The following is a 17,503-nucleotide window of genomic DNA, read 5'->3' as shown; positions in this document are numbered from 1 at the left end:
CGTTGCAACTTTTACAATCGCAGGTCCTTTTGCCTGCGCCTGCCACGCCCGCCTGCATGCCCATCGCCACCACCGCACCGTCCAGCATTTCCTACAGAGTCCTCGCACTGCTGGCGGCGCTCTATGTCCTCGCCTGGTCGCTGCTGCCGCCCCTGCTGAGCTCCAGCCTGCCGCTGGACGTGGTGGAGAGCCTGTCCTGGGGGCGGGAGTGGGAGTGGGGCTACTACAAGCATCCGCCGCTGGCGCCCTGGTTGCTGGAGGTGTCCTACCGCGCGCTCGGCCGCGTCGGACCGTTCCTGCTGAGCCAGCTGTTCATCGTGGCCACGCTGTGGCTGGTATGGCTCACGGGATGCCGCCTGGTGTCGCGCGAGCGCGCCCTGCTGGGCACGCTGCTGACCATGGGGGTGGCCTACTACACCCGGCCGGCGCTGGAGTTCAACCACAACATCGCGCAGATGCCGCTGTGGGCGGCGGCGGGTTACTGCCTGCTGGCGGCGCTCCAGGAAGGCCGGCTGCGGCACTGGCTGGCGCTGGGGATCGTGGCGGGCCTGGGCCTGCTGACCAAGTACTCCGTCGGCCTGCTGCTGACGGCGCTGGCGCTGTATCTGCTGCTGACGCCTGCGCGCCGCGTGCTGGCGGGCCCCGGGCCGTGGCTCGCGCTGGCGGCGATGCTGCTGGTGTTCGCTCCGCACCTGCACTGGCTGCGGGAATCCGGATGGCTGCCCATGGCCTACGCACGGGACCGCGCCGCCGCGGAAGGCGCCGGGCTCCTCGCGTCCCGGCTGGACGCGCTGTCTTTCCTCGCAACGCAGGCGCTGAACCATCTGCCCCTGGCGCTGATCGTGCTGGCGGCGCTGTGGAACACGCGCGGACAGCGGATGGCCGACGCACGGCCCATCGCGTGGCGGCTGCATGCCGGCATGCCGGGCTACCTGCTCGTCCTGGCGCTGGGCCCCTGCCTGCTGGCCTGCGCCCTGGGCGTCGTGCTGGGGCTGCGGTTGCGGGACATGTGGGGCGTACCCATGTGGGTGTATAGCGGCCTGCTCGTGGCGGCGTGGCTACCCGGGGCCTGGCTGCCGGCCCTGCGGCCGCGGCTGCTGCGCGGACTGGCCGTGTGGCTGGTGCTGGTTTCCGTGCTGAGCGGCGCGTTCCTGGCCTATGGCGCGCAGTGGCGCAAGCGTCCGGCGCGCACGGACTGGCCGCAGGCCGCGGTGGCGCAGCAAGTGCAGTCGCTCTGGGAAGCGCAGTCGCGCTGCCCGCTGGATTCCGTGTCGGGCGACTACTGGGCGACCGGCCTGGTGGCGGCACAGTTGCCTGGCCGGCCCTCGGTCTTCGTTACCGGAGACGACCGGTTCTCTCCCTGGATCACGCTGGAGCGCCTCCAATCGAAGGGCACACTGTGGATCGGACTGGGCGACGAACCTGCCGTGCCGGCATTGCTCGAACGGCTGGACGCCGCCCCGGGGATGCGCGTGCGGCAGGGACAGGTACAGGTGCACTGGCCGTACCGGGGCGCCGGAGCGCCGCTCACCATGCATTGGCGCACCTACGTGCCCGACGCATGCGCAAACGCCACCTGACCATCCTGGATACTGCCATGACGGCCCTGCCCCCACCGCAGCCCCCCTCGGAGTACCAGAGCGAGTTCGCGCAGGCCGCTCCCGATGGCCTGCTGCCGCGGGCTCCGCTGCGGCTGAGCTGCGTGGTGCCGGCGCACAACGAAGAGTCCAACCTGGAAGAGTTCGTACATGCCCTCGCTCGGGCGGCGGGGGCACTGACGCCGGACTTCGAGATCGTCATCGTCAACGATGGCAGCCGCGACGGAACGCATGCGGTCGCCATGAAGCTCGCACGTGAATTGCCCCTGCGCTATCTCGCTCTGTCGCGCAATTTCGGCAAGGAGGCCGGTCTGTCCGCCGGCATCGACCATGCCCGCGGCAACGCAGTGCTGCTGATCGATGCGGACTTCCAGCATCCGCTGGACCTGCTGCCGCAGATGCACGCCCTGTGGCTTTCCGGCTACGACATGGTCTACGGCGTGATCGCCGACCGCGCGGGCGACAGCGGAGCCAAGCGCATGGGCACGCGGGCGTTCTACCGGCTGCTCAATGCCGGGAACAAGGTCAAGATTCCGCCGAACGCAGGCGACTTCCGCTGGATGGACCGCCGGGTGGTGGATGCACTCAAGGCACTGCCCGAACGCAACCGTTTCATGAAAGGGTTGTACGCCTGGGTGGGCTTCAAGTCGGCGGCCCTGCCCTTCGTGCCGTTGAACCGTGCCGGCGGCGTGTCGAGCTTCAACCTGCGGGGCCTGGGCTCGCTGGCGCTGTCGGGGCTCACGGCATTCACGACCCTGCCTTTGCGGGTGTGGAGCATGGCCGGTGGCTGCATCTCGCTGGCGGCACTGGTCTATGGAGCATGGATCACGGTTTCCGCCCTCGTCTTCGGCAATCCGCTGGATGGCTGGCCCACGCTGGCGGCCAGCATCATGCTGTTTTCCGGGGTGCAGCTGATGTCCATCGGCATCCTGGGCGAGTACGTGGGGCGGATCTACGACGAGGTCAAGCGGCGCCCGCTCTACCTGGTCGCGTGCGACGAGGACCGCAGCCCCCTGCGCGAGCAACCGTGACGCTTCCACGCCCGTCCAGCCCGGCCGTGCTGCTGCGGCGCCTGCCGCAGGGCGTGCAATTCGTGCTGGTGGGCGGCGCGGCGGCCGCCACGCACCTGGGCACGATGGGGCTGCTGGTCGCGCTGGCCGGCATGCCGCCCCTGGCCGCCAACGTGCTGGCTTTCCTCGTGGCATTCGCCGTCAGCTACAACGGCCATGCGCTGCTGACGTTCGCCGCCTCGCGCAGGCGAGGTCCCACGGCCATGGCACGCTATTTCGCGGTGGCCTGCCTGACTTTCGCAGCCAATGAGCTGATGTACTTCACTGCGCTGCATATCCTGCATTGGCACTACTTCTGGAGCCAGGCCGGCGTACTGGTACTGGTGGCCCTGGGCACCTTCGTGCTGAGCAAGTTCTGGGCATTCAAGGCGCCCTCCGGAAGCGGCGCATGAACCCTCCCGGCTCTCCCGGTGCATCCCGTGCCGTGCTGCTCTGCGCGGACGACTATGCGCTGCACCCCCTCGTGGACGAGGCCGTGGAGCAGCTCGCGCGGGCCGGCCGCCTGTCGGCCACCAGCTGCATGACGGCCTCGCCGCGCTGGCAGGCCGCGGCGGCATGCCTCGCGCCGCTGCGTCCGCAGCTGGCGGTGGGCCTGCACTTCGACCTGACCGAAAGCCATGGCGGTGCGCATGCCGGCGCCCGGGCGCTGGGGCCACTGTTGCTGCAGGCCTATGCGCGGCAGATCCCCGTCGCGGTGCTGCGCGCCGCATGGCGCACCCAACTGGACGCGTTCGAGCGGGCGATGCGTACGCCACCGGACTTCATCGACGGCCACCAGCACGTGCACCAGCTGCCCCGCGCGCGCGATGCCTTGCTGGCCGAGTTGCAGGCCCGCTATGCGGCCCACGAACGCCCCTGGGTGCGCTCCACCGCGCCCGCGCCGGGGCTGTGGCGCGATCCGAAGGCATCCATCATCGCCCTGCTCGGCGGCTGGACGGCCACGCGGCGCTGGCGCCGGGCGGGACTGGCGACGAACCCGGGTTTCGGCGGGGTCTACGGCTTCGATGCGCCCGATGCCCAGGCCTACGGGGCGCGCATGGCGACGTGGCTGCCGCGCCTGCCGGAGGGCGGGCTGCTGATGTGCCATCCGGCCACGGACGTGGTGCATGGCGATGCCATCGGCACGCAGCGGCCGGTGGAGTTCGCCTACCTGATGTCCGAGGCCTTCGGCGAGCTGCTGCGGCGCAGCGGCCGGCATGTGCAGCAGGGGCCGTTCGCGCCGTAGCAGCCCGCCGGGCCGGCGGGCGCGAAGGACGCGCGCCGGCGGCGGATCAGCGCAGCGCGAACCCCGCCACGATGCCCGCGAACAGCGTGAAGCCCAGCCAGTGGTTGCTGGTGAACGCGCGGAAGCACCCTTCGCGGGTGCGGTGCCGGATGAGGCGCCAGTGCCACGCTACCTGGAGCAGCATGGCGGCCAGCACGGCATGCAGGGGCCAGCCCAGGCCGAAGGGCGCCAGCGCCCAGGCCCAGAGGGCGACGAACGCCAGGTAGAAGGCCATCACGGCCGGCACGTCGTGGCGCCCCAGGGTGATCGCCGAGGTCTTCATGCCGATCTTCAGGTCGTCGTCGCGGTCCACCATGGCGTATTCGGTGTCATAGGCCAGCACCCAGCAGAGGTTGCCCAGCACCAGCCAGGCAGCCAGCATCGGCACGGCGCCGCCCACCGCGGTGAAGGCCATCGGGATGCCCATGCTGAAGGCCACGCCGAGCACGGCCTGGGGCATGGACACGAAGCGCTTGGCGAACGGGTAGGCAATGGTCACCGCCAGGGCCGGCAGCGACCAGGCGATGGTGGCCGCATTGGTGGTGAGCACGAGGCCGAACGACACCAGGGCGAGCACCGCGCCCACGCCCAGCGCCTCGCGCACCGACACGGCGCCGCTGGTGACGGGGCGCTGCGCGGTGCGCTTGACGTGCCGGTCGAAGTCGCGGTCGGCGACATCGTTCACGCAGCATCCCGCGCTGCGCATGAGGATGGTGCCCAGCGTGAAGACGGCCAGCAGGTGCCAGCCCGGAAAGCCTCCGGCCGCGATCCACAGGGCCGACAGCGTGGGCCAGAGCAGCAGCAGCCAGCCGGCGGGCCGGCTCCAGCGGATCAGGTCGAGGTACAGCGCCAGGCGCGAAGGCTGGGGGGGGCGGTGCGGTGCGGTGCTCTGCATGGGCGTGCGGCGGGAATGAAAAACGCCCGCGGCGGGCGGGCGTGGGCTGGATGGCGCTCGGAGCGGCTGACACGGTCCAGCGAAGCGGTTCTGGCGAGGCATCGCATCGCAGGCAGTACGGGCGGTACGGCAAGATGCGACGACGACGCCAGAAGGGTCGTGCCGGCCGCTCAGTCCTCCAGCAGCGAGCGCAGCATCCAGGCGGTCTGCTCGTGCACGGTCAGGCGCTGGGTGAGCAGGTCGGCCGTGGGCTCGTCGCTGGCCTTGTCGGCCACGGGGAAGAGGTCGCGCGCGGTGCGGGCCACGGCTTCATGGCCTTCGACCAGGATGCGCACCATGTCCAGCGCCGCGGGCGGCGTGCCCGGCACGTCGGCCAGCGAGGTCAGGCGGCCGAACTCGGCATAGGAGCCGGGGGCGGGATGGCCCAGCGAGCGGATGCGCTCGGCCACCGGATCGACGGCGTTCCACAGTTCGGTGTACTGCTCCATGAACATGGTGTGCAGCGAGTTGAACATCGGGCCCGTCACGTTCCAGTGGAAATTGTGCGTGGTCAGGTAGAGCGTGTAGGTGTCGGCGAGCAGGCGCGAGAGGCCCTGCGCGATGGCGGCGCGGTCCTTGTCGCTGATGCCGATGTTGATGCGCGGCGCGGTGGCGGGAGACCGGGATGCGACGGACTTGCCGGAGGCTTTGGCCATGGAGTAGCTCCTTCGTTGGATGGGCTGGAAATCAGGGAAACTGTATCGCAATCGCGCCGTTTCCCCCCGGAGCCCCGCGGGCCTTGGGGGAAACGGGCCCGGCCCTTCTCAGGAAAGGCGGGTGACGCCCGGCAGCTCGCAGGCGTACACGGCATTGCGCAGCGCCGCGATCGCCTCGTAGCGCGTGAAGCTGCGGCGCCAGGCCAGGACCACGCGGCGCATGGGCGGCGGGCTGCCGTCGTCCTCCTCGATGGGGAGGTAGCGGATGTGGGTGTCGTCGCTCTTGCGGCGCTTGGTGCCGGTGTGCAGCGCGTCGCGCGGCACGGACAGGCGCGGCACCAGCGTGACGCCCATGCCCGCGGACACCATGTGCTTGATGGTTTCGAGCGACGAGCCCTCGAAGGTGCGGCGGATGCCCTCGGCGTTGCTCGCGTAGCGCGCGAATTCGGGGCAGACCTCGAGCACATGGTCGCGGAAGCAGTGGCCGGCGCCCAGCAGGAGCATGGTCTCGCTCTTGAGTTCGGCAGCGGAGATGCTCTTGCGCTCGGCGAGGGGGTGGGACGAGGGCACCGCCGCCAGGAAAGGCTCGTCGTAGAGCGGCGCCATGGCGAGGCCCGTGTCCGGGAAAGGCTCGGCCATGATGGCGCAGTCGATCTCGCCGGTGCGCAGCATCTCCAGCAGCTTGACGGTGAAGTTCTCCTGCAGCATGAGCGGCATCTGGGGGGTGCGGGCGATGGCGTGCCGCACCAGCTCGGGCAGCAGATAGGGACCGATGGTGTAGATCACGCCCAGCGTGAGCACGCCGGCCAGCGGATCCTTGCCGCGCTTGGCGATTTCCTTGATGGCGGCGGCCTGTTCCAGCACGCTCTGGGCCTGGCGCACGATCTCCTCGCCCAGCGACGTCACCGACACCTCGCCCGCGCTGCGCTCGAAGAGCTTGACCTCCAGCTCGTCCTCGAGCTTCTTGATCGCCACCGAAAGGGTGGGCTGCGACACGTAGCAGGCGTCCGCCGCGCGGCCGAAGTGCTTCTCCCGTGCAACGGCGACGATGTATTTGAGTTCTGTGAGGGTCATTGTCTGAAGGGTCGGCAATGCGGAAGGTGCGATTGTGCGCCCGCGACACGGAATGCGGACCGTGGCGGCGGGCCGCCAAGTCTGCCACGGATGCAGGGCCGCCGGATCAGGCCTTGAGGTAATCGGCCTTGCCGCCGAGCCAGCGGCCCACATGGCGGCGCGCGTCGCCGGGATGCCCGTCGAGCATGCGCGGGGCCGTCTCGCGCGCCCACTCCAGCAGCAGGGTGTCGGTGGCGAGGTCCGCGAAGCGCAGCATCGGCGCGCCGGACTGGCGGGCGCCGAGGAATTCGCCGGGGCCGCGGATTTCCAGGTCGCGCCGCGCGATCTCGAAGCCATCCTGGGTTTCCGCCATGGCCCGCAGGCGGTCGCGCGCGGTCTCGCCCAGCCGGCCGCTCTCGCCCGTCGAATAGAGCAGCACGCAGGCCGACGCCGCCGACCCGCGGCCCACGCGGCCGCGCAGCTGGTGCAGCTGCGAGAGGCCGAACCGCTCGGCATGCTCGATCACCATGAGCGATGCGTTGGGCACGTCCACGCCCACCTCGATCACCGTGGTGGAGACGAGCACGCCCATGGTGCCGGCGGTGAACAGTTCCATGACGGCCTTCTTCTCGGCCGGGGGCATGCGGGAGTGCAGCAGGCCCACCATGACCGGCGCCTGCCCGTGCGCCGGATCGCCCTGCAGGGCCTCGCTGAGTTCCAGGTGCGTGGCGGTGGCGTTGGAGAGGTCCAGCGCCTCGCTCTCCTCGATGAGCGGGCAGACCCAGTACACCTGCCGGCCGGACGCCACCTGCGCGCCGATGCGCTCGATGACCTCGTCCTTGCGGCTGTCGGCGATCAGTTTGGTGACGATGGGCGTGCGGCCGGGGGGCAGCTCGTCGATGGTGGAGACGTCGAGGTCGGCGTAGTAGCTCATGGCGAGCGTGCGCGGGATCGGCGTGGCGCTCATCATCAGCAGGTGCGGCTCCATGCCCTGGTCGGCGAGCTTGCGGCGCAGCGCGAGCCGCTGCGCCACGCCGAAGCGGTGCTGCTCGTCGATGACGGCCAGCGCGAGGTTGCGGAAGCGCACCTGCTCCTGGATCACCGCGTGGGTGCCCACGACCAGCGCCGCCTCGCCGCTTTCCACCAGCGCCAGCATGGCGGCGCGCTCCTTCTTCTTCTGGCCGCCAGCCAGCCAGGCCACGCGCCGTCCGCTGGCCGCGAGCAGGGGCTCCAGCCAGCCGATGAGCTTGCGGAAGTGCTGTTCGGCCAGGATCTCGGTGGGCGCCATGAGCGCGCACTGCCAGCCGGCATCCATGCACACGGCCGCCGAGAGCGCAGCCACCACGGTCTTGCCCGAGCCCACGTCGCCCTGCAGGAGCCGGTGCATGGGCACGGCGCGGGCGAGGTCTGCCGCGATTTCGGCGCACACGCGCCGCTGGGCGGCGGTCAGGCCGAAGGGCAATGCGGCCAGCAGGCGTTCGTGCAGCGCGGCTCCCCCCTCCCCGCCCGGCGCGGGCCGCAGCACCGGCGCGCGCAGCCGGTCGCGCTCGCGCTTGGCCTCCAGCTGCGAGAGCTGCTGCGCGAGCAGTTCCTCGGCCTTCAGCCGCTGCCAGGCAGGATGGCTGTGGTCCTCCAGCGTGGCCAAGGCCACGTCGGGTGCGGGATGGTGCAGGAACACCAGCGCGTCGCGCAGCGTCCACCAGGAGCGGCCCCCGCCGCCTTCGCCCAGGAACCGCGGGATCGGAGGTTCCAGCCCCGGGGGAATGGTTTCGGACAGGTCCACGCGCTGCAGGGCGCTCACGATGGCCCGGCGCAGATAGGGCTGGGGCAGGCCGGCCGTGGTCGGATAGACCGGCGTGAGGGCGGCGGGCAGTTCGCCGCCCGCCAGCCGGAACGCCGGATGCAGCATCTGCCGCCCCCAGAAGCCCCCCTTGACCTCACCGCGGATGCGCAGGCGCGCTCCGACGGCCAGGGTCTTCTGGTGGGAAGGATAGAAACTGAAGAAGCGCAGTTCGCAGGTACCCGTGCCGTCGTCCACCGTCACCACCAGCTGGCGGCGCGGGCGCAGCTGCACTTCGCTCGCCGTGACCGTGGCCTCGATCTGGGCCGTGTCGCCATCCCGCACGTTGCGCAGGGGGGTGATGCGGGTTTCGTCCTCGTAGCGCAGGGGCAGGTGCAGCGCGAGGTCGATGTCGCGCGACAGTCCCAGCTTCTGGAGGGCTTTCTGGGCGGGACTGGGCGCGGGAGCGGGCATGGGCGAAACGACGGGAGAGCGGAGGAAACATTGCTTGCCGCGCAGAAATGGCAAAATCCGCAATAAATGCAAAAATGGAAACGGCTTGCCGCACGCTCCACGGGCGCGCGCAAAAGGCTAACATGCTCTCGCAGCCGGCCGATCCTCCTGTCCCAGCCCCTTTTTCCGCCCCATGCTCAAGCGAATCAGCGTACAGCACCTCACCCTGGGCATGTACCTGCACCAGTTCTGCGGGTCCTGGATGGACCATCCATTCTGGCGCACGGGTTTCGTGCTTCAGGATGCGGCGGATCTCGCGCGCATCCACGCGACGGCCATCCAGGAGGTCTGGATCGACGTGTCCAAGGGGCGCGACGTCGCCGCCGGGGTGGAGGCCGTCACGCCCGAGCAGGCCGAGGCCCGGAGGGAGACGGATTTCCAGAAGCTTCAGGACATGCCGGAGCTCAAGGTCGCGCCGTCCCCGCCTTCCCCGGCAGCTCCTCCCATCCAGGCGCGCCCACGGGGAACGCGGCCGGCCAGCATGTCCGAGGAACTGGCCCATGCGGCCGCCCTGACCAGCCACGCCCGCCAGACGATGACCTCGATGTTCACCGAGGCACGCATGGGCCGGGTGGTGGACTCGACCGAGGCCCGCAGCCTCGTCGAGGAAATCTCGGACTCGGTGACGCGCAATCCGTCGGCCCTCATCAGTCTCGCGCGCCTGAAGACCGCGGACGACTACACCTACATGCATTCGGTGGCCGTGTGCGCGCTCATGGTGGCCCTGGGCCGCCAGATCGGCCTGGAGGGAGAGCGCCTGCGCACCGCCGGCATGGCCGGCCTCATGCACGACATCGGCAAGGCGCGCATCCCGCTGTCGGTGCTGAACAAGCCCGGCAAGCTCACCGACGACGAGTTCGACGTGATCCGCAGCCACTCCGAGCACGGCCACAGGATGCTCCTGGCCTGCGGCGGCGTGGACGAGGAGGTGCTGGACGCCTGCCTGCACCACCACGAGAAGATGGACGGCAGCGGCTACCCGCACCGGCTCGCGGGCGAGGGCATCGGCCTGATCGCGCGCATGACGGCGATCTGCGATGTGTACGACGCCATCACGTCCGACCGGCCCTACAAGCGCGGCTGGGACCCGGCCGAGTCGCTGCGCCGCATGGCCGAGTGGACGCACGGGCATTTCGACGCACGGCTGTTCCAGGCTTTCGTCAAGAGCATCGGCATCTATCCCGTCGGCTCGCTGGTGCGGCTCGCCTCGGGCCGCATCGGGGTGGTGATGGAGCAGTCCGCCTCGCTGGTCTCGCCGCGCGTGAAGGTGTTCTTCTCCACCAGGTCCGACCTGCGCATACCGCCCGAGGTGGTCGATCTCTCGGCGGCCGGGAGCGGCGACAAGATCGTCGCGCGCGAGGATCCGGACACCTGGCGCTTCCCGGACCTCGTCGATCTCTGGGCGCGGCCCGGGGGCACGGCCGGATGAGCCGGGCGCGTCCGGAACGCGCGTGCCCGGCCGTGCGCACGTATGCGATGGCGGAGCGCTCCCGGCACCTGGACTTCGACATACGCGACCAGAGCGGCCGCGCGCCGCTCACGCAGCCGCACAAGCACGAGTATTTCCAGATCCAGGTGAGCCTCGAGGGGGCGACGCAGCACCACGTGGGCGGCACCGTGCGCCCCTTCACCCCGGGGACGCTGAGCTTCGTGCTGCCGCACCGCATGCACCTGGTGCCGCATCCGCCCGGCACGCGCTGGCTGGTGGTGAACTTCAGCCAGCGCTTTCTCTGGCCCGACCTGCGCGTGGACCCGCTGGACCTGGAGGACGTTCCGCTGGCGCTCGCGCCCGAGCTCGCTCCGTTCCAGTTCCAGGAACACCTGGACTTCACCTTCGGTGGCGCGGACTGGCAGGCCGTGCTGGCGGTGCTGGACATGCTGCAACAGGAGAACACGTCGCGCCGGCTGGCATCGGCGGCGCGCATCCGCGGCGGGCTGCTGGAGTTGCTGGCGCGCGCCTGCCGGTACCGGGAGGTGGAGTTGCGTGCCCTGGCGGCCAACCAGGCACAGCGCGGCAGCCGGCGCGCGGCCCTGGCCCGGGTGCTGCGCTACCTGCGCGGCGAACTGGCGGGCGAGCCCACGCTCGCGAGCGCGGCCGAGGCGGCCTGCCTCTCGCCCAACTACCTCGCCCACCTCATCAAGAAGGAAACGGGCCGGACCTTCACCGAACTGCTGACCGAGCGCCGGCTGGCCCTCGCGCAGGAACTGCTGCTGGCCACCGGGGAGCGCATCGGCGAGATCGCGCGGCGCTGCGGCTTCGCGGACGAGGCGTACTTCGCGCGGCGCTTCCGCCAGTGGCACGGCCTGAGCCCGCGCGACTGGCGCACGGAGCGGCTGCGGGAACTGCAGGGCGAGGCCGCTTCCCCTGATCGCGTCCAAGTCTTGCGCTGAATCGTCCGCATGCGGCGCCCAGGCCGCTCCTACAGTGGCAGGCACCGGCCCGCGAGAGGCCGCCCGCCACCCAGGACACAGGAATTCAAAAAGCGGGGCATGCCTGGGGGAGTCTCCGAATTTCTAGGCGTGCAAAAAGACATGCTCGATTTCTCCAACGATTAGCCCTCTGACCTTCAGCGAAGAGCGGCAGAAAATTTGGTGAGCACCTTGAAAGAGTTCTTCCCCATCAAGGCTTTGGGCGGGCACCGAGAATTTGCAGCGGCGGCGGGCAGCAGCCGTGCATGCCCGGGAGTTCACGGGCTCGCCATGGCCCAACAATTGCGAACCCACTTCGGACTCATGCCACCGTGAAGGTCCGAGCCACTCTGGGAATTGCCACCGTGCTGCTGTTCGGCAGCTGGCTGTGGGTCGGCTTCGACCGATACGTCGGAGACCATGAGGTTGGAAGCGCATGGGAGCCATTCCTCAAGTCTCGTCCCACGTGGGTACTGCTCTTCAAGAACCTGCGCAACAGGGGCTGGACAGGGATGCCTTCGACACCCTGGACGCGGCACGGCAGCAGGCGTTCCGGGACTACTGCGCTGTCCGCTTCGGGATCGCCGATCCGCATCGGTGCGAGAAAGCCATCGAAGACCGCCGCCTGTAAGTCGCCCGCGCCAAGGCGCCGATCAGCGATCAAACGCCCTGCCGCCGGCACCTGGCCCGACAAAGCGCCCACCCCTCCATGGGAGAATCGGAGGCTTCGTCTTCCTGATCCCTCTCCTTGGAACGGGCCCGTCCGGCCCTCAAGCCCCCATGTCCGCCAGCCAGCCACCCCGCGCCTTCACCCTCAGCGACTTCGATTTCTCGCTGCCTCCCGAACTCATCGCCCAGCACCCCGCGCCCGAGCGCAGCGCCTCGCGCCTGCTCGATGGCCGCGCGGAGGCGCCCGTGGACCGCATCTTCCGCGAGCTGCCGGAACTGCTGCAGCCGGGCGACCTGCTGGTGTTCAACGACACGCGCGTGGTCAAGGCCCGCGTGTTCGGCGGGAAGGCCAGCGGCGGCAAGGTGGAGCTGTTGATCGAGCGGGTGCTCGTGGGCCCCGGCGGCGAGGCCGGCAACGAGGTGGTCGCGCACATGAAGGTGAGCAAGAAGCCCGCCGTGGGGGCCACGCTGCACATGGCCGGCGGCCCGGCGGGCGGGGGCTTCGGCGCGACGCTGCTGGGCCGCTGGCCCGACGAGGACGGCCCGCTGTTCCGCTTCGCGCTGTCGAGCCCCGACGGCGCGGGCCCGCATGCGCTCATGGAGCGCCACGGCCACATGCCGCTGCCGCCCTACATCGAACGTCACCAGGAAGGCGGCGGCGATCCCGATGCGGCCGAGGATGCCGAGCGCTACCAGACGGTGTTCGCGCGCGCGCCGGGCGCGGTGGCGGCGCCCACGGCGGCGCTGCATTTCGACGAAGGAGTGCTGGCGGCGCTGGCGGCGCGCGGCGTGGAGCGCGCGAGCGTCACGCTGCACGTGGGCGCCGGCACCTTCCAGCCCGTGAAGACCGAGAGCCTGGCGGACCACCGCATGCACAGCGAGTGGTACGAGGTACCGCTGGCCACGCTGGCCGCGCTGGAGCGCTGCCGGCAGCGCGGCGGCCGCGTGGTGGCCGTAGGCACGACGACGGTGCGCACGCTCGAATCCTGGGCGCGCAGCGGGCAGGCCACCGGCGATACCGACATCTTCATCACGCCAGGCTTCGCCTTCCAGGTGGTGGACCTGCTGATTACCAACTTCCACCTGCCCAAGAGCACGCTGATGATGCTCATCAGCGCCTTCACGGGCTACGACCATGCCATGGGCCTCTACCGCCACGCGATCGCGCAGCGCTACCGGTTCTTCAGCTACGGGGACGCGATGCTGCTGGCGCGGCGTTGACGTGGGTCCGTCGCGGCCGCCGCAGGGACGTCAGTCCCTTTCGCGCGGATAGAGGAACTCCGGATCGAACTCATGGAGCCCCCGGACGATCTCCCGATCGTCCAGGACGCTCTGGTCATCGACGCGAGCAAGGTGGCGGTTGGCGCTGTTCAAGGCTGCGTAGGCACCGGCCACGACGTCCAGCGGACTCGGACGAGGCCTGACATGGGACGCGTCCTCCAGCAACGCCCGCGCGAACTCCAGCTGGTGGCGGTCGTGTCCGATGGCGTTCAGCTCATGCTTCAGCGACCGCAGATCCCTGGGAGGGATCAGGTGGGACGTTTGGTGCTGCAGCACATTGGTGATCCGGGAGCGGTTGGACGAAAGCGCTTCCAGCTTGCTGTCGATATTGTGAAACAGGGCTGCTCTTTGCGCGCTTCCGGGACGCAACTCTTCCGGAGTCTGCTCTGCCCGTGAAGCACGGCGGCTGCTGCTACCGGATCCAATGAATAAGTTTCGCATGATGGGTGAATGTCGTGCAGTGAGGTGGAGGCAATGCCGGGCCTCACGCAATGCAGGGCATGACCGGCATCCGTTTCCCGCACTGCGGAAGTAGCGCAATGATCCGCTTGCCGCCGTCTTCGCGTGGAGCCCCATGCGAACCCCTGCACGGCGGTGCGAAGGGGCTTCCCGCCCTCCTGGTTTCAGTACGCGACGGCGTGCCCGTCCTTGCGCGGGTCCGATCCCGCGGCATAGGCACCGCTGTCCAGCCGCAGCACCAGCTGGGCGCCGCCGAACGCGAAGACGCCATCACCCGCCTCCACCGCCACGTCGTGGCCGCGCGCGCGCAGCGCCCCGACCACGGCGGGATCGAATGCCGGCTCCACGGCCACGCCGCGGCCGCCCGTCACGCGCCAGCGCGGTGCATCGGCAGCGGCCTGGGGGTTCTGGCCGTAGCGCAGCACGCGCAGCGCCATCTGCACGTGGCCCTGCGACTGCATCGGCCCGCCCATGACGCCGAAGGCCATGCGCGGCGCGCCGTCGGCATCCATCGCGAAGGCCGGGATGATGGTGTGCGAGGGGCGCTTGCGCGGCGCCACCTCGTTCGCGTGGCCGGCTTCGGCGGTGAAGCAGTGGCCGCGGTTCTGCAGGCTGATGCCCGTGCCCGGCACCACCACGCCGGAGCCGAAGCCCATGTAGTTGGACTGGATGAAGGAGACCATCATGCCGCTCTCGTCGGCCGCGGCGAGGTACACGGTGCCGCCCGGGCGCGGCGTGCCGTGGCCGGGGTCGCCCGCGCGGGCCGGGTCGATGAGTGCGGCGCGCTCGCGCACGTAGGCATCCGACAGCAGGTCGCGCGCGGCCACGCGCATGGCGTCCGCGTCGGCGTTGTGGCGGTACAGATCCGCCAGCGCGAGCTTCATCGCCTCGATGCTCGCATGCACGGTGTCCACGTGGTCCACCGGCTGCGCACCGATGCCGGCCGCGTCCAGCATGCCCAGCGCCATCAGCGCAGCGATGCCCTGGCCGTTGGGCGGGATCTCGTGGATCACGGAGTTCCCGAAGCGCCGGCTCACGGTACCCACCCAGTCGGCCTGGTGGGCCGCGAGATCGTCCTCGGTCATCGCGCCGCCGTTCGCGCGGGCGTGCGCGGCCATCTGCCGGGCCAGTTCGCCCCGGTAGAAGTCCTCGCCTTCGGTGGCGGCGATGCGCTCCAGCGTGCGGGCATGGGCTTCGCTGCGGAAGATCTCGCCCGCGCGCGGCGCGCGGCCGCCGGGCAGGAAGCATTCGGCGAACCCCGGCTGGCTCCCCAGCCTGGCGGCCCCCAGCGCCCATTGCCGGGCGATGGTGGGCGAGACGGCGAAACCGCCGCGCGCGTAATCGATGGCCGGCTGCGCGAGCTGCGCGAAAGGCAGGCGGCCGAAGCGCCGCGAGAGCGCCACCCAGCCCGAGACGGCGCCCGGCACCGTCACGGCGTTCCAGCCCGTCTCCGGGATGCCGCCGCGCTCGGCGAAGTAGCCGGGTGTCCAGGCGGCGGGGGCCCGCCCCGAGGCGTTCAGGCCGTGCAGTTTCTGGCCGTCCCATACGATGGCGAATGCATCGCTGCCGATGCCGCAGCCCGTGGGCTCGACCACGGTGAGCACCATCGCCGCGGCCAGGGCCGCATCGACCGCATTGCCGCCCGCCTGCAGCATCCGCAGCCCGGCCTGGGCGGCCAGGGGCTGCGAGGTGGAAACGACATTGCGGCCCATGACCGCGCTGCGGTGCGAGGCATAGGGCAGGGTCCAGTCGATGGCGCGGTCGCCGTGGGGTGCAGTCATGGTGCGTTGTCTCCTTCAGGAATGCGTTCGGATGGAGACGGCATTCTTGCAGGTGCGCGGCCCGCGCGGCGCCCGCCGTGGCGGCATCAGTCCCGGGCCATGCGCTGCTGCAGCTGCTCGAGCACCTTCGCGTCCAGGGGGCCGCGGTGCACGCTGTCGAGGGCGTTGTTGAGCACCTCCCAGGTGCGCCCCTTTCCGCGCTGCTCCGCATTCTTGACGTGAACGGCGTCCAGGTCGTCGAATGCGATGGTGCGGCAGGTTTCGGCCGTGACCGGTTGCCGGGTGTGCAGGTGCACGTAGAGCGGCGGCGCGGGCTGGCCGTTCGCGAGCGTTCCGATATCCAGCGTCACCTCGAAGAGCGTGGCGCGGTTCCGGCCGTCGAAGCCCTGCGAGCGCAGCGGTACGGGCGCGCCGACCTTCAGGATCCGGCCCTGTGGGTCGGCCTGCATCAGGTGCTCCACGTGCTTGAGCCGGGGATACGCGAAGGTCTTGACCCGATCCAGTTCCACGGCATCGATCTGCGCGTGCAGCTGCCTGAGCGGCTCGATCCGCTCCTCGCGGATTTTCCTCAGGAGGTCTTTCGCCAGCGCCCCGCCGTCACTGTCCTGCAATGCCTGCAACTGGTCCTGCACGCCCTTCCAGCGGCCCGCATGGCCAAACCAGCTGTCGATCGCCAGCCGCATCTGCCTGCCGACTTCCAGCGGATCGCTGTCGGCGTTGCGATAGACCTGCAGGGCCGATGTGTCCTTGCGGAGCGATGCACCCACCGCGACCACGTCGTCCAGGCTGGTCACCCCGGCCTGGGGCGGGCGATTGAAGGCGCCCAGGCGTTCGCGAGCCATTTGCAGCAGGGCACCGCACGCAGTGTCCTGCGTGCCGGAGGTCGAGGTTCCGCTGTCGCTCTGCGGAGCCTTCCTGTGCACTCTGGACCGTGCCTGCGCCTTGCGCCGTTGCGGTGCCACGGGAGCCGGTGTGTCGGGTGCGACTTCCATCTTTCCGGCGGACTCCACGCTGTCGGCCGGATGGCGGATCGCCGCATGCCGGCCGATGGCCTGGCCCATATAGGTGGTTCCCTGCACGTGCCTGACCACGGACGGCGGCAGCTTGTAGGCCCCCAGGGCGTCCTCCATTTCGCCAGCGATGCGCGCGACAGAATGCAGGATGTGCGGCGCCAGGCGCACGGTAGGGATGTACGGATCGTCACCTTCGGAGGAGAACTGCGCGCCGGCGGCCTCCACGAATGCCCGCGCGGCGCCCAGCAGCGCGTCCAGTTGCCTCTGCAGTTGCGCCGCTTTATCGGGGGAGATGGGAGCACGTGCATCCAGCAGCACGTCGAGTGCGTTCAGCATTTCCTCATGGTCGGCGGTGAGGGTTTTCAGCGCACCGAGCGCGATTCCGGCCGGTGTACCGACCAGCTCCGGTTCCATGTAGAGGCGCTGGAGGCACAGCCGGATGCCTTCGAGGTGCCGCTCGATCCGGTTCAACCGCATTTCCGTGAGGTCGACCACGGCGCGCTTGAGAATACCGGCCATGTCCGCGTCGGTTTTGACTTCCTCCATCGTGCCCATGCTCTTGATCGCGACCGACATCGCGTCCATGCAGGGTTCGAGCTGCCGCAGAGTGCCGTCCAGGCCCCGCAGATAGTCGTTGAGTTCCCGATCGAAATCCGGTGTCATCCGCCTCCGGTCGGCAGCGGCCGCATCCATGCGCCATTGGAGCTTGCCTCCGGTGTTTTCCCCGTAGAAAGCGTTGAGCAGTTCATCCGAGAGGTCACCGGCCAAGGTCGCCAGCTGCTGCGGAAGAAACTGCCGTGCACGCTGGCCCTGGACGCTGTTGACCTGCATGAAGCTCAGGAATGGCACGGCATCCAGGCCGCGCCGGGCCATCTTCAGTGCACCGGGCAGCATGCGCGCGGCGACATCGCTAGACACCGCCGGGCTGGACCTGAGTTTCTGATACTTCTGGAAATACGTCATGACCTCGTCGACCACGCCGCCCGCTGTCTCATCGCTCATGGCTGGAGGCGCGGCACGAAC

15 protein-coding genes are annotated in these 17,503 nt (G+C 69.9%); 8 read left to right on the top strand and 7 right to left on the bottom strand.

Features of this window, described 5'->3' with window-relative positions; all coding sequences use genetic code 11:
• The first annotated feature begins 56 nt into the window (after positions 1 to 56).
• The 4 genes from BLR99_RS11290 to BLR99_RS11275 are packed head-to-tail and all read left to right on the top strand — an operon-like array spanning position 57 to position 3,893.
• The gene (locus tag BLR99_RS11290) at positions 57 to 1,580 is read left to right on the top strand and encodes a glycosyltransferase family 39 protein (protein ID WP_046060361.1); all 1,524 of its coding nucleotides are present in this window, start codon (positions 57 to 59) and stop codon (positions 1,578 to 1,580) included.
• Between the two features lie 17 nt (positions 1,581 to 1,597).
• Positions 1,598 to 2,629, top strand: a complete 1,032-nt coding sequence (locus tag BLR99_RS11285) for a glycosyltransferase family 2 protein (protein ID WP_074687186.1) — start codon at positions 1,598 to 1,600, stop codon at positions 2,627 to 2,629.
• Positions 2,626 to 3,060, top strand: a complete 435-nt coding sequence (locus tag BLR99_RS11280; protein ID WP_017439121.1) for a GtrA family protein — start codon at positions 2,626 to 2,628, stop codon at positions 3,058 to 3,060. The genes BLR99_RS11285 and BLR99_RS11280 overlap by 4 nt, the downstream gene beginning before the upstream one ends.
• Positions 3,057 to 3,893 (top strand): ChbG/HpnK family deacetylase, encoded by an 837-nt coding sequence (locus tag BLR99_RS11275; RefSeq protein WP_011793772.1) that lies wholly within the window; start codon positions 3,057 to 3,059, stop codon positions 3,891 to 3,893. The genes BLR99_RS11280 and BLR99_RS11275 overlap by 4 nt, the downstream gene beginning before the upstream one ends.
• A 46-nt stretch (positions 3,894 to 3,939) precedes the next feature.
• Here the strand turns inward: BLR99_RS11275 and ubiA are convergent, their stop codons facing one another.
• The 4 genes from ubiA to recG all read right to left on the bottom strand — a co-directional run bounded on the left by ubiA (position 3,940) and on the right by recG (position 8,829).
• Entirely contained in the window at positions 3,940 to 4,827 is an 888-nt protein-coding gene (ubiA, locus tag BLR99_RS11270; protein WP_046060360.1) for a 4-hydroxybenzoate octaprenyltransferase, read from the bottom strand.
• A gap of 170 nt (positions 4,828 to 4,997) precedes the next feature.
• Positions 4,998 to 5,522, bottom strand: a complete 525-nt coding sequence (locus BLR99_RS11265; RefSeq protein ID WP_017439162.1) for a Dps family protein — start codon at positions 5,520 to 5,522, stop codon at positions 4,998 to 5,000.
• 108 nt (positions 5,523 to 5,630) lie between these two features.
• Positions 5,631 to 6,596, bottom strand: coding sequence for a LysR substrate-binding domain-containing protein (locus BLR99_RS11260; RefSeq protein WP_011793769.1), 966 nt, complete (start codon positions 6,594 to 6,596; stop codon positions 5,631 to 5,633).
• Positions 6,597 to 6,702: 106 nt separating this feature from the next.
• Positions 6,703 to 8,829, bottom strand: coding sequence for an ATP-dependent DNA helicase RecG (recG, locus tag BLR99_RS11255; protein WP_074687174.1), 2,127 nt, complete (start codon positions 8,827 to 8,829; stop codon positions 6,703 to 6,705).
• Between the two features lie 172 nt (positions 8,830 to 9,001).
• Here recG and BLR99_RS11250 point away from each other — a divergent pair, with 172 nt between their 5' ends.
• The 4 genes from BLR99_RS11250 to queA all read left to right on the top strand — a co-directional run bounded on the left by BLR99_RS11250 (position 9,002) and on the right by queA (position 13,167).
• A complete protein-coding gene (locus BLR99_RS11250) occupies positions 9,002 to 10,297 on the top strand; it encodes an HD-GYP domain-containing protein (RefSeq protein ID WP_074687172.1) in 1,296 nt (431 codons plus the stop codon).
• Entirely contained in the window at positions 10,294 to 11,259 is a 966-nt protein-coding gene (locus BLR99_RS11245) for an AraC family transcriptional regulator (protein WP_011793766.1), read from the top strand. Before BLR99_RS11250 ends, BLR99_RS11245 begins: the two co-directional genes overlap by 4 nt.
• Before the next feature lie 484 nt (positions 11,260 to 11,743).
• Positions 11,744 to 11,908: a hypothetical protein gene (locus BLR99_RS23280; protein WP_211481580.1), complete on the top strand. Its 165-nt coding sequence runs from the start codon at positions 11,744 to 11,746 to the stop codon at positions 11,906 to 11,908.
• 149 nt (positions 11,909 to 12,057) lie between these two features.
• Positions 12,058 to 13,167: a tRNA preQ1(34) S-adenosylmethionine ribosyltransferase-isomerase QueA gene (gene queA / locus BLR99_RS11240; RefSeq protein ID WP_046060357.1), complete on the top strand. Its 1,110-nt coding sequence runs from the start codon at positions 12,058 to 12,060 to the stop codon at positions 13,165 to 13,167.
• A gap of 30 nt (positions 13,168 to 13,197) precedes the next feature.
• On the opposite strand, the gene BLR99_RS22585 is transcribed toward queA, so the two are convergent.
• The 3 genes from BLR99_RS22585 to BLR99_RS11225 all read right to left on the bottom strand — a co-directional run bounded on the left by BLR99_RS22585 (position 13,198) and on the right by BLR99_RS11225 (position 17,458).
• On the bottom strand, positions 13,198 to 13,668 hold the full coding sequence (locus BLR99_RS22585) for a hypothetical protein (RefSeq protein WP_138919940.1): 471 nt from the start codon (positions 13,666 to 13,668) through the stop codon (positions 13,198 to 13,200).
• Positions 13,669 to 13,850: 182 nt separating this feature from the next.
• Positions 13,851 to 15,467, bottom strand: a complete 1,617-nt coding sequence (locus BLR99_RS11230) for a gamma-glutamyltransferase family protein (RefSeq protein ID WP_074687170.1) — start codon at positions 15,465 to 15,467, stop codon at positions 13,851 to 13,853.
• Between the two features lie 86 nt (positions 15,468 to 15,553).
• Positions 15,554 to 17,458, bottom strand: a complete 1,905-nt coding sequence (locus BLR99_RS11225; RefSeq protein ID WP_017439423.1) for a T3SS effector XopP-like protein — start codon at positions 17,456 to 17,458, stop codon at positions 15,554 to 15,556.
• Between the last annotated feature and the right edge of the window lie 45 nt (positions 17,459 to 17,503).

Source organism: Paracidovorax citrulli (genome assembly GCF_900100305.1).
GTDB lineage: Bacteria > Pseudomonadota > Gammaproteobacteria > Burkholderiales > Burkholderiaceae_C > Paracidovorax > Paracidovorax citrulli.
This window is presented reverse-complemented; position numbering and strand designations above follow the sequence as displayed.